Origin of the sequence: Microbacterium sp. B35-30, assembly GCF_010634855.1 — a bacterium.
Classification (GTDB): Bacteria; Actinomycetota; Actinomycetes; order Actinomycetales; family Microbacteriaceae; genus Microbacterium.
In genome coordinates this window covers 1-12,334 of sequence record NZ_MWLQ01000034.1, presented here as the reverse complement: position 1 = coordinate 12,334, position 12,334 = coordinate 1, and the positions used below count along the sequence as shown (strand labels likewise).

9 protein-coding genes are annotated in these 12,334 nt (G+C 67.3%); 8 read left to right on the top strand and 1 reads right to left on the bottom strand.

All coding sequences use genetic code 11. From position 1 onward, the window contains the following. Nucleotides 1-82 precede the first annotated feature (82 nt). The 6 genes from B2K11_RS16990 (at nt 83) to B2K11_RS16965 (ending at nt 7,412) form a co-directional block, all read left to right on the top strand. Entirely contained in the window at nt 83-1,441 is a 1,359-nt protein-coding gene (locus tag B2K11_RS16990) for an extracellular solute-binding protein (RefSeq protein WP_163620026.1), read from the top strand. A 72-nt stretch (nt 1,442-1,513) separates the two neighbouring features. Continuing rightward, nucleotides 1,514-2,467 carry a sugar ABC transporter permease gene (locus B2K11_RS16985; RefSeq protein ID WP_163620024.1) on the top strand — a complete coding sequence of 318 codons (954 nt, stop codon included), beginning with the start codon at nt 1,514-1,516 and terminating at the stop codon, nt 2,465-2,467. Continuing rightward, entirely contained in the window at nt 2,464-3,390 is a 927-nt protein-coding gene (locus B2K11_RS16980) for a carbohydrate ABC transporter permease (RefSeq protein WP_163620022.1), read from the top strand. The genes B2K11_RS16985 and B2K11_RS16980 overlap by 4 nt, the downstream gene beginning before the upstream one ends. A 49-nt stretch (nt 3,391-3,439) precedes the next feature. Then, on the top strand, nt 3,440-4,951 hold the full coding sequence (locus B2K11_RS16975; RefSeq protein WP_163620020.1) for an alpha-N-arabinofuranosidase: 1,512 nt from the start codon (nt 3,440-3,442) through the stop codon (nt 4,949-4,951). Nucleotides 4,952-5,000: 49 nt separating this feature from the next. Beyond that, nucleotides 5,001-6,380: a cellulase family glycosylhydrolase gene (locus B2K11_RS16970; protein ID WP_204260171.1), complete on the top strand. Its 1,380-nt coding sequence runs from the start codon at nt 5,001-5,003 to the stop codon at nt 6,378-6,380. Nucleotides 6,381-6,392: 12 nt separating this feature from the next. Then, nucleotides 6,393-7,412, top strand: coding sequence for a LacI family DNA-binding transcriptional regulator (locus B2K11_RS16965; RefSeq protein WP_163620016.1), 1,020 nt, complete (start codon nt 6,393-6,395; stop codon nt 7,410-7,412). A 63-nt stretch (nt 7,413-7,475) separates the two neighbouring features. Here B2K11_RS16965 and B2K11_RS16960 read toward each other — a convergent pair whose 3' ends face one another. Beyond that, the gene (locus B2K11_RS16960; protein ID WP_204260170.1) at nt 7,476-9,029 is read right to left on the bottom strand and encodes an alpha/beta hydrolase-fold protein; all 1,554 of its coding nucleotides are present in this window, start codon (nt 9,027-9,029) and stop codon (nt 7,476-7,478) included. A 265-nt stretch (nt 9,030-9,294) separates the two neighbouring features. On the opposite strand from B2K11_RS16960, the gene B2K11_RS16955 reads away from it, so the two are divergent. Together B2K11_RS16955 and B2K11_RS16950 are read left to right on the top strand one after the other, a co-directional pair. Further along, nucleotides 9,295-11,493 carry an alpha/beta hydrolase-fold protein gene (locus tag B2K11_RS16955; RefSeq protein ID WP_239526192.1) on the top strand — a complete coding sequence of 733 codons (2,199 nt, stop codon included), beginning with the start codon at nt 9,295-9,297 and terminating at the stop codon, nt 11,491-11,493. 202 nt (nt 11,494-11,695) lie between these two features. Further along, on the top strand, nt 11,696-12,298 hold the full coding sequence (locus B2K11_RS16950; protein WP_239526191.1) for a GNAT family protein: 603 nt from the start codon (nt 11,696-11,698) through the stop codon (nt 12,296-12,298). The last annotated feature ends 36 nt before the right edge of the window (nt 12,299-12,334 follow it).

Sequence of the window (12,334 nt, the reverse complement as noted above, 5' to 3'; positions counted from 1 at the left end):
TCGGACTCGCTTACCCGAGCGGGCGGATCTCGCAGCGGTCGTGCACCGACGAAGAAGTCAGCAATACCGAAAGGAAACTCCAGTGAAGACGAAGCCTGTCCTTGCTGCAGTCACAGCGCTCGCCCTGGTCGGCGCCCTGACTGCCTGCACCGCCGGAGATGGCGGCGACGAAAACGGCGGCGGTGGAGATGCATCCAACTGCTCCAACGAGATCAAGAACCCCGACGCCCCCGTCGTCACCCTGTGGGCGTGGTACCCGAACTCCGAGACCGTCGTCGACAACTTCAACGAAGAGAACGACGACGTCCAGGTCTGCTGGACCAACGCCGGCGCCGGTGGTGACGCGTACGACAAGTTCCAGACGGCGATCTCGGGCGGCAGCGGCGCCCCCGACGTCATGATGGTCGAGGCCGACCGGATCGCGGTCTTCCAGGCCCAGGACGCCCTCGTCGACCTGAGCGACCTCGGCTATGAGGACGTCAAGGACAACTTCAGCGAGGGCGCGTGGAAGGACGTCTCTGTCGGCGAGGGCGTCTACGGCGCTCCGATCGACGGCGGCCCGATGGGCATGATCTACCGCACCGACGTCTTCGAGCAGTACGGCATCACGCCGCCCACCACGTGGGAGGAGTTCGAGGCGACGGCGCAGCAGGTCAAGGATGCCGGAGGTCCGGTCTTCGCGAGCTTCGCTGCGAACCAGCCCGCAGCGGTGACGGCGTACATGTACCAGACCGGCGCCGAGCCGTTCACGTACGACCCCGCCAACGAGGGTCAGATCGGGATCAACCTCAACAGCCCGGAGATCAAGCAAGTCCTCGACTACTGGGCGGGCCTCGTCGAGAAGGGCCTCGTGGGCACGGAGGACCAGTTCACTCCTGAGTACATCGCCGGCGTCATCGGCGGCGATTACGCCACGTACCTCTCGGCGGCCTGGGCTCCCGGCTACCTCCAGGGCGCGGGCGTCGGCGAGGGTGCGGACGAAGGCGTGTGGGCGACCGCTCCGCTGCCGCAGTGGGATCCGGCCAAGCCCGTCGCGATCAACTGGGGCGGCTCGGCGTTCTCGGTGAGCAGCCAGGCGGACGACCCTGAGCTGGCAGCCAAGGTGGCGTTCGGGGTCTATGCGGACCAGGCGTCGCTCGATCAGGGCTGGCAGGAGCAGATCATCTTCCCGCTCAACGTGGACGTGCTGGAGGACCCGGCGTTCCAGGACTACGAGGTGCCCTTCTTCAGCGGCCAGCAGGCCAACAAGGAGGTGTACGTCCCGGCGGCCAATGCCTACAAGGGCATGGTCTACACGCCGCTCCAGCAGTTCTACTACTCGACCCTCACCGAGCAGATCCAGAACATCAACGACGGATCCGCTACGGGCTCTGAAGCCGCGGACGCGCTCCAGGAGGCTGTCGTGGCCTACGCGGAGGAGCAGGGCTTCACCGTCGAGTGACATGGCACGGGGGGCCGGTCCGTGCTCGCGCGGACCGGCCCCCCGGTCATTCCCTTCTGACCCGGAGAAATCATGACCACCTCAACCGCAAGTCCCCCAACGAAGAAGGGGTCGAGCCCCTTCACGAAGAAGGGCGGTCGTCGCTCGACCGCCGCTCGTCAGAACCTCTTCGGATGGCTCTTCGTCGGACCGTTCGGGATCATCTTCCTGGCTCTGCTCGTGCTGCCGATCGGCTACGCGCTCTACTTGAGCCTCTTCCAGAAGTCGCTCATCGGCGGCACCCGGTTCGTCCTCTTCGGCAACTACGCCAAGGCGTTCACAGATCCGAACTTCCTCGACGGCGTCTGGTTCGTCATCCGGTTCTCGCTGGTGCTGATTCCGCTGCAGATGGCGATCTCGCTGGCCATCGCCCTGATGCTCGACATCATCGTGACCCGGTTCGCCCGGTTCTCGCGGCTCATGATCTTCCTGCCGTATGCGATCCCGACGGTGATCGGCGCGCTGATGTGGGGGTTCCTCTACAGCGAGAACTTCGGCCCGCTCGCGGACATTTTCGGAATTTTCGGAGCTGAGGCTCCTGATTTCCTGAGCAAGAGCCTGATCTTCTACGGCCTCCTCAACATCGTCACGTGGCAATGGGCCGGCTATTACATGATCATCCTCTACGCGGCGCTGCAGGGGATCGACCCGACCCTGTACGAGGCGGCACGCATCGACGGCGCCTCGCAGTGGCAGATCATCTGGCGGATCAAGATCCCCCTCCTCTCGCCGGCACTCCTGCTCATTCTCGTGTTCGCCCTCATCGGAACCCTGCAATTCTTCAATGAGCCGAAGATCCTCCAGGAGCTGGCGGCAGGATCCATCCCGAACGACTTCACGCCCAACATCTACGCCTTCTATCAGGCGTTCTCACTGGCGAACTACAACTACGGCGCGGCGATCTCGTTCGCCCTCGGTGCCGTCGTCTTCGTCTGCGTCTACATCTTCCTGTTCGCAACCCGCAAGCGAGGGAGCTTCTTCGAATGAGTGCCACGCCTATCGAGATCACCGAGACCCGCGGCAAGCCGCGCAAGCTCGTCGAGCGACGGTCGGCCCCGCGCACCCGCGGGCGTGCGTCGCTGAACATCGTGCTGGCGCTGCTCGTGGTCTACTTCCTGGTGCCGTTCTGGTGGCTGATCGTCAACAGCTCCAAGACCGCGGCCGGCCTGTTCGGGGGCGAGAATGCCCTGTGGTTCGCGGAAGACATCAACTACCTCGGAAACCTCGTCGACCTGTTCACGTACGGCGGAGGGATCTACGGACGATGGCTGGCCAACACCGCCCTCTATGCCGTCCTGGGCGGGGTGGGCGCCACGGTGCTCGCGGTCCTCGCAGGGTACGGCTTCGCGAAGTACCGGTTCGCGGGGCGCCGGGCCGCCTTCGCGATCCTGCTCGGCGCCGTCATGGTGCCGACGACCGCGCTCGTGATCCCCACCTTCGTCCTGTTCGCGCAGGTGGGCTGGACGAACACGGTCTGGGCCGTGATCTTCCCCTCGCTGCTCAACCCCTTCGGCGTCTACCTCATGAACGTGTACGCGCGCGATGCCGTGCCCGACGAGCTCCTCGACGCCGCCCGCGTGGATGGCGCGGGGGAGTTCCGCACGTTCTTCCGGGTCGCACTTCCGATGCTGCGGCCCGCGATCGTGACCGTGCTGCTGCTGTCGGTCGTAGCCGTGTGGAACAACTACTTCCTTCCGCTCGTCATGCTCTCGGACAACCGGCTGTTCCCCGTCACGGTCGGCATCGGCGTCTGGCAGTCGACCGCGTCCACGTACGGCGCCGCAGGCGGGCAGACGCTCTGGAGCATCATCATCCTCGGCTCGCTCCTGTCGGTCATCCCGCTGATCATCGCGTTCCTGGCGCTGCAGAAGTACTGGCGTGGCGGGCTCGCGATCGGAAGCCTGAAATGACCCCGCGCCCGCCCCGAGACCCGTTTCCCACGCTTCCTGGAAGAGCAGCATGATCCGCGCACACCTCACCATCGACCCGCACTTCACGATCGGACCCATCAATCGACGGCTCTTCGGCTCGTTCGTGGAGCACCTGGGGCGATGCGTCTACGACGGCATCTACGAACCGGGGCACGAGAGCGCGGACGAGGAGGGCTTCCGCACCGACGTCATCGAGCTCGTGCGCGAGCTCGGCGTATCGACGATCCGCTATCCCGGTGGCAACTTCGTCTCGGGGTACCGCTGGGAGGACGGCGTCGGACCGCGCGAGACGCGACCGCGGCGGCTGGATCTGGCATGGCACTCGACCGAGACCAATGAGATCGGACTGGACGAGTTCGCCGGCTGGCTGCAGAAGGTCGACAGCGAGTTGATGTACGCGGTGAACCTCGGGACGCGGGGCATCCTCGAGGCACTCGACGTCCTCGAATACGCGAACCTGCGGTCGGGCACCCATTGGTCCGACAGGCGTGTCGCGAACGGCCATCCCGAGCCTCACGACATCCGGATGTGGTGCCTCGGCAACGAGATGGACGGCCCGTGGCAGCTCGGCCACAGCACGGCGGAGGAGTACGCCCAGCTCGCGGCCAAGACGGCGAGCGCCATGAGGCAGATCGACCCGGATCTCGAACTCGTGGTCTGCGGCAGCTCGAGTGCCCAGATGCCGACCTTCGGCGACTGGGAACGAGTCGTGCTGAGCCACACGTACGACGACGTGGACTACATCTCGTGCCACGCCTACTACGAGCCGAAGGGCGATGACTACGGCAGCTTCCTGGCCTCCGGGGTCAACATGGACCGGTTCATCGATGCCGTCGTGGCGACGGCGGACCACGTGAAGGCCCTGCGCCACAGCGACAAGACCATCGACATCTCGTTCGACGAGTGGAACGTCTGGTACCAGTCGCGGTTCAACGAGGTCGACAAGATCACCGATGTCGCGCAGTGGCCGGTCGCTCCCCGGCTGCTGGAGGATTCCTACTCGGTGCTCGACGCCGTCGTCTTCGGGAGCCTGATGATCTCCCTCATCCGCCACGCCGACCGCGTGACGGCCGCGAGCCTCGCGCAGCTCGTCAACGTCATCGCACCGATCATGACCGAGCCCGGCGGACCGGCATGGCGCCAGACCACGTTCTATCCGTTCTCGCTCACGTCGCGACTGGCGCGGGACGTCGCCCTCGAGCTCAAGCTCGACAGCCCGACCTACTCGACGGAGCTGTACGGCGACGTGCCCATCGTGGACGCGGTCGCGACCCACGACGAGAGCGGCGGCGGGACGACGGTGTTCATCGTCAACCGCAGCCTCTCGGACGAGGTGTCCCTCGAGGTCGACGTCGTCGCCCTCGGCCGCATCGCGAACGCCACCGCGGTCTCGCTGTTCGACGACGACATCCATGCCGCCAACACGCTCCACGATCCCGAACGAGTGGCCCCCAGGACCAACTCGTCCGTCCACGCCGACGACGGGAAGATCACCGTCACACTCCCTCCCGTCTCGTGGACGGTTCTCACATTCGACTGAGCACGGCGCCCCACGCGCGCCGGCCGCACCCACCCAGGAAGGAATGAGGATGACGCAGCACGTGCTCCGCGTCGAGGGAACCCGCATCGTGGCGGGCGACGAGCCTGTCACGCTGAAGGGCTTCGGGCTCGGCGGGTGGATGAACATGGAGAACTTCATCACCGGCTACGCGGGCGCCGAGTCGCAGCAGCGTCGGGCGCTTCGCCGCGTGCTGGGGGAAGAGGCGTACGAGCGCTTCTTCGGGCGGTTCATGGCGGCGTTCTTCACTGCGGAGGATGCCGCGTTCCTCCAGTCGCTCGGCGTCAACTCGCTGCGCATCCCGTTCAACTACCGTCACTTCGAGGGCGACGCCGAGCCCTTCGTCATCCGCGCCGAAGGCTTCCGCCTGCTGGACCAGGTCGTCGAGGCGTGCGCGAGTCACGGCATCTACACGATCATCGACCTCCACGCCCTTCCCGGGGCCCAGAACCAGCACTGGCACAGCGACAACCCGACCCAGTGGGCGCACTTCTGGTCGCAGCGGCAGTTCCAGGACCGCGTCGTGCACCTGTGGGAGAGCATCGCCGATCACTATCGCGGCAACCCGTGGGTGGCCGGCTACAACCCGGTCAACGAACCCGGGGACGTCGAAGGGACGGCGATCGGGCCGTTCTATCGCCGGCTCGAGGCCGCCATCCGAGCGGTGGACCCCGATCACATCCTCTTCCTCGACGGCAACCGCTACTCCACGCAGTTCGACCAGCTGGGCGACCCGCTCCCGAACTGCGTGTACACGGCGCACGACTACGCGCTGCCCGGATTCGTGGACGGCGGCCCGTACCCGGGGATCTCCCGAGGGCAGTACGTCGACAGGGACCGCGTCGAGGAGACCTTCCTCGAACGGACCGCGTACATGCGCGAGACCGGCACGCCGATCTGGGTGGGGGAGTTCGGGCCGGTCTACACCGGCGACCCCGCTCGTGATGAGCAGCGGTATCGCCTGCTCGAGGACCAGCTCGCGATCTTCGACCGCCACGACGCGAGCTGGGCGCTCTGGACCTACAAGGACATCGGCCTGCAGGGGGTCGTCACGGTGGATCCCGACTCCGCATACCTGCGGCGCATCGCGCCGGTGCTCGAGAGGAAGGCGCGCTTCGGCGTCGACTCGTGGGGTTCGACCGATGCGGGGGTCCGCGACATCCTCGAGCCGATCGAGCGGCTGTTCCAGGAGGAGTTCCCGGACTTCCAGCCCTACCCGTGGGGTGCGCGGCGGTGGATCCACGGACACGTCCGTCACGTGATGCTCGCCGAAGCCCTGGTGGACGAGTTCGCCCGTGCGTTCGAGGGCGTCGGTCCCGACGAGGCGGAGGCGCTCGCCGACGCGTTCTCGTTCCGCCAGTGCCGTATCCGCGAGGACCTGGCGACGATACTCCGGCGCGCGACGAGCTAGCCGGGCGGCGACATGGCACGAACCCAGCGAGTGACGCTCAACGAGATCGCTGCTCAGACCGGGTTGTCGCTCACGACCATCTCGAAGGTGCTCAACGGCGCGACCGACGTGTCGTCGGCGACGCGCGCTCTCGTCGAGGAGCACCTGCGAGAGAGCGGGTACCGGCGCAGGAAGAGCAGACAGCGGCGCGAGTACATCGAGGTCGTTCTGCACGAGCTCGAGGGGCAGTGGGCGCTCGCCATCCTCGAGGGCGTCCGCGAGAGCGCCGCGGCGGTGGGACTCGCGGTCTCCCTCTCGGTGAGCGGCGACCGCCACGCGCCGGGACCGGAGTGGCTGGAGTCGGTCGTCCGCCGCGCGCCGACGGGCATCATCCTGCTCTTCGCCGGCATCCCGCCGGAAGGGCGGGAGCAGCTCACGGCACGCGGCATCCCGTACGTCATCATCGATCCCGAGGGCGACCCCGTCCAGGACATCCCCTCCGTCGGCTCGGCGAACTGGTCGGGCGGGCTGGCGGCGACGAGGCACCTGCTGGAGCTCGGACACCGCCGCATCGCGGCGATCACCGGTCCGGAATCGGTGATGTGCGCGCTGGCGCGGCTCGACGGCTACCGCGCGGCGATGTCGTCGGCACGCGTGCCGATCGCGCCGGAATGCATCCGCTTCGGGGACTTCCAGCGGGACGGCGGGGAACGGCACGCCAGCGAGCTGCTGCGACTGGCCGATCCGCCGACCGCGATCTTCGCGGGCAACGACGCGCAGGCGCTGGGCGTGCTGCATGCGGCGGCGGCGCTGGGCTTGAGCGTGCCTCACGACCTCTCGGTGGTGGGTTTCGACGACCTGGCCATCGCGGAGCTGGCCCACCCTCGGCTGACGACGGTCCACCAGCCTCTCCGGGAGATGGCAGAGCAGGCGACCCGCCTCGTGCTCCAGCTGCTGGAACAGCCCCGTCCGGAGGTCACCCGCATCGAGCTGGCGACGCGGCTCGTGGTGCGCGACTCGACGGCGAGGCCCGCGCCATCCCCCCGAGGCTGACGGCCGACGGAGACGCGGGTTGCCGGCAGAGAGGCTCTGCCGGCACCCCGCGTCGATGAGCGGCTACTGCCAGTAACCCACGTTGAAGAGGATCTTCTGGGCGACCGGGAGCAGTGCGGCGGACTGGTCCGCCGTCAGCTTCCGGGCGGCAGTGAAGCCGTCGACCTGGGCGACGAAGCCGTTCAGCACTTCGAGGGCGCCCGCACCGTCACCCTTGGCGACGAGGCTCAGTGCCTGATCGAGCTTGACCGTGAGGGCGTTCTTGTTCCCGCCGTTCAGAGCCGTGCCCGCGACACTCGCCTTGAGGGTGTCGATCTCATCCTTGATGAACGCCTCCGGGTGCCAGAGGTAGTCGCGCGCGAACGTCGTGAACAGCTGATTCCACGCGTTGAAGTCGTGCGCACCGGCCACGACGACGTTCTCGACGAAGCCGACATTGTCGAGCGCCGCGACCGTGTTCGCGTTCGGCAGACCGAAGTCCCAGAGCCCGCCGCCGTACAGGATGTACGGCGCAGCCAGGTTCGGCGTCGTGGTGCGAACGCTCGCCCCGCCGCTCCACGGCCCGTAGTATCCGAACGCGTCGGCATCGAAGTTGATCAGGTTCTGGGTCACGAAGCTGCCGGCCGACAGGCCCGCGAATGCACGGTCGATCGCGTCCGTCGAGACGTTGTAGTTCGACTCGACGAACGGGATGACCACGTTCCGCAGGTTGGGGTAGCCCTGGTTGGCGGCGCCGAGGTAGTTCGTGTTCGTCGTGATGACGATCGCGGGCTCGGTGTCGCCGTCGTGGATCAGGTTGTCCATGATGACCGGGACGTCGCCGATGTTCATCCAGTCGGACTGATCCTGGCCGCCACCGTGCTGCATGTAGATCGTCTTGTACGGCTCCGCCCGCTCAGGGTCGTAGCCCGGCGGGAGGTAGACGCCCATGGTGCGCGTCGTGCCGTTGACCTCGAACGGGACATAGCTCCACGTGCCCTTGGGCGAGTCGTCCCGCTCGAGCTCGATCTGACGCGCGGCGAGGGGCTCGTAGTTCTGCTTGGCCGCGTCGTAGGGGACGAACACCTTGTTGAACGCGCGCCGAGCCGTGCCGGTCAGCCCGTCGGGCGCGTAGATCGGCGAGTTCGCCGGGTCGGCCACCCACAGGCTCGTGTTGTTGTTCACGTAGAACCAGTACTGGTTCACGCCGGCTGCGAGAGGCACCTCGGCCACCCAGTACCCGCCGCCCGCGTTCGTCATCTCGACGTCGTACGCGCCGCCGCCGCGCATGAGTCCCGGGCGGTAGTCCCAGGGGCTGTACACGGTGGTGTCCGTGCGGTCCTCCCAGTTGCGCAGCATGATGTCCGCGACGAAGCGGACGCTGGTCGCGTCGGGGTTGTAGTAGACGAAGCGCCCGGTGTAGCCGGTGGGCGACTCCGGATCCGCGATGATCGTCGGGCCGGGGGTCAGATCGCCCTCGTCCGCTCGGGCCGTGCCCGGTGCCATGGTGAGCAGCATGGCCCAGGCGAGGATCACGACGGCCAGTGCCTTCAGGCGCCGGCTGCGGAAGATTCCGTCCCTCTGGGCCTCGTGCGGGACCCCCGCGTCAGGTGTGCGCTGTTGCGCGATACTCTCCACCGTTCCTCCTCGAATGGCCGTTGAGCGCCGGGCGGTCCCGCTCGGCGGGGCCACGCTATCGCCGGTTTACGACGTTGTAAAGTTAATCTTTACGACGTTGTAAATCCCTCTTGACCGAATGCGAGTGGCTCTGTAAGAGTGAGCGAGGACGGGAGTTACTACGTTGTAAATGCGCACGTCGCCGTGTGCCTGCCCGTCTCAGCCAGTCGGCCCCGGGGGTCAGGGTGCTCCCGGAGTCGGTCGAGTCACACGAGATGAGGAATCGATGGAGATCACATCCGAGGACCGGCGCTCGGGCCGGTTCGCGAGAGCGAGACGAGCCGTCGCGGTCGTCACGGCCGCAGTCCTGGCATTCGCCGGGCTGATGGCGGCCGCGCCGGCCAGCGCGGCGGACCCGTGGATCGCGCAGCAGGAAGGCGGCTATCTGCGGATCGCCGTGCCGAACGCCGCCGTCGAAGCCGCGGTCGGGCCGGTGTCGCAGGTGGTCGTCGAGGGCAACTTCGGGCCCTCGCACAACTGGGCGCAGATCGGACTGCAGCGCAGCGGCGCGAACTGGACCGCGACATACGGGCCCTTCGAGCCCGGCCTGTACTACTACCAGGTCACGGGTGACGACAGCAAAGTCCTGAAGGACACGAGCAACCCGACCAGCGTCGCATCCGAACCGGAGTGGAGCACGTTCTTCATCCCCGGCGAGTCGGCAGCTCTGCTGGCCGACGCGCCGGAGCAGGCCGGCGCCATCCAGACGCTGTCGTACGACAGCGCGGTCGCGGGCGAGGAGCGTCAGGCACTCGTCTGGGTTCCGCCGACGTACACGCCCAAGGGCAAGAAGCTCCCGGTGCTGTACCTCCAGCACGGAGGCGGCCAGAGCTACCGCGACTGGGTCGAGGTGGGGCGTGCGGAGCAGATCCTCGACAACCTGTGGCTGACCGGACAGCTCGAGGACATGCTCGTGGTGATGGGCAACGGCAACGTCGACGACTTCTCGGCGGAGCTGCTCGAGAACATCGTCCCCGCCGTCGAGCGCACCTACAACGTCTCGCCCTCCAAGAACCATCGGGCACTGGCCGGACTGTCGATGGGCGGCGGGCAGGCATTCGAGGTGTTCAGCGAGCACCCGGGCGAGTTCGACGCGATCGGCACCTTCGGAGCCGGACGCTTCGGCGACCTCGATGCCATCCCCGTCGACAGGATGAACGACCGCACCGAGCTGTTCCGCGTCTACGTCGGCAACAAGACCGACATCGCGTACAACGACGTGTACGACTCGTTCCAGAAGTTCGACGCGCTGGGGCTGGACTACCAGTTCGACGGTGTGAACCCGGATGCCGGGCACAACTGGAACGCCTGGCAGGAGAACCTCATCGACTTCGCGCCCCGGCTGTTCACCGGTGCGGCGTCGGACCCCGCGATGAGCGAGGGGCACACCGCGCTCACGGAGCGCTTCGAGCCGCCGGCCGCCGGCACGACGCCCACGCCCTGGCTCACCGAGGACGACTTCGTGACGTTCGAGACGACGACCGACTTCGCCGATGCCGAGTACGTCTCCGTGTGGGCGAACTGGGCGCCCGGCGGCAGCTGGCTTCGCGTGGAGATGAACAAGGTCGGTGATCGCTGGAGGGCGACCGTCGGTCCGCTCGAGGAGAAGTTCTACCACTACCGGCTCATCGTCGATCGCCAGTCCGTCAAGGACACGTCCAACCCGACGAAGGTGACATCGGAGCCGGCGTGGAGCACCTTCCTCGTCCCGGGCGAAGGCTCGCGCCTGCTCGCCGACGTGCCGCAGGGCCAGGGCGGGAACCTGGAGGTCATGACGTACCAGAGCACCGTGGCCGGTCAGCAGCGCAATGCCTACGTATGGACCCCACCGGGGTACGACCCCGACCGCGCCGATCCCTATCCGCTGTTCGTGCTCAACCACGGTGGCGGTCAGAGCTGGACCGACTGGGTGGAGGTCGGGCGTGCGCGCCAGATCCTCGACAACCTGTCGCTGGATGGCGCCACCGAGCCGATGGTCGTCGTGATGCCCAACGGCAATGTCAGCAACTACCCCCGGGAGTTGCTCGAGAACGTCGTGCCGGTGACGGAGGAGCGCTACAACGTCAGCAGCGATCCCGCCGACCGGGCGCTGGCCGGGCTGTCGGCCGGAGGGGCGCGTACGGTGTCGGTGCTCAAGGCGCACCCCGGCGAGTTCGCCTGGATCGGGACGTTCGCGGCGGGCTTCGGCGGGACGGCGGGCGTCGATGCAGCGGCCATCAACGCGGGCACCGAGCTGTATCGGATCTACACCGGTGACATCACGGACTTCACGTACGGGTCGGTGATGAGCTCCCTTCCGGTGCTGGACCAGCTGGGCATCGAGTACGAGTTCGACGGCGTGACGGTCGGCCCTCACGGGTGGGACGTCTGGCAGAAGAACCTCATCGATCTGGCTCCGCGTCTGTTCCAGGACCCGAACGGGTGACCGGACTCCGCGTCGGGCGCGCGCCGCGCCCGACGCGGAGTTGCGCGCGAGCGCGGCAGGTTCGGGTGTCACGATCTGCGGCCTCGCAGGCGTCGACTCCACAGAACGTGACACCCGAACGACGGGCGCCGTCCGAATGAAGGCCTCGGCGTGAACGGATGCCTCGGGCCGCGGTATCCGTGATCCTGCGAGACTGACGCGGGTGAGCGCATATCGAGTGATCGGCCGGAGCGGCGGTGTGGCCGTCCGGGCCTACGAGGAAGGCGACCTCGAGGCCTATCGCCGCTGGCTGCAGCCCGAGCAGGACTGGCACCGGTGGGACGGGCCGTACTTCGCGAAGCTCTCTGCCGCCGAGATCGACGAGCGCCTCGACCGGTTCCGCGGTCGCCTCGCGTCGGGGGAGTACGCCGCCGCGTCGCCGCTGGTGCGAGCCGTGATCGTGATGGACGAAGCGCCCGACGCCATGGTGGGCTCGATCTCGTGGCACTGGGAGTCCGAGGAGTCGGACTGGCGCCGCATGGGCCTTACCGTCTACGACCCCGCGACCCGGGGCCGCGGCGTCGGCACGGAGGCAATGCGGATCTGGACCGACTACCTCTTCGCGACGACCGAGGTGGTGCGTCTGGACTACTCGACGTGGTCGGGCAACTCGCGCATGCTCGGTGTCGGGCACCGGCTCGGCTTCGTCGAGGAGGCGCGCTTCCGTGACGCGCGCGAGGTGCGCGGTGCGCGCTACGACTCCGTCGTCATGGGTGTGCTGCGGGCGGAGTGGGACGCCCTGCCGGTGCACTCGACGCTCGAGTAAGCCGCGTTTCAGTGAGAGTGTAAAAGATTCTTGACA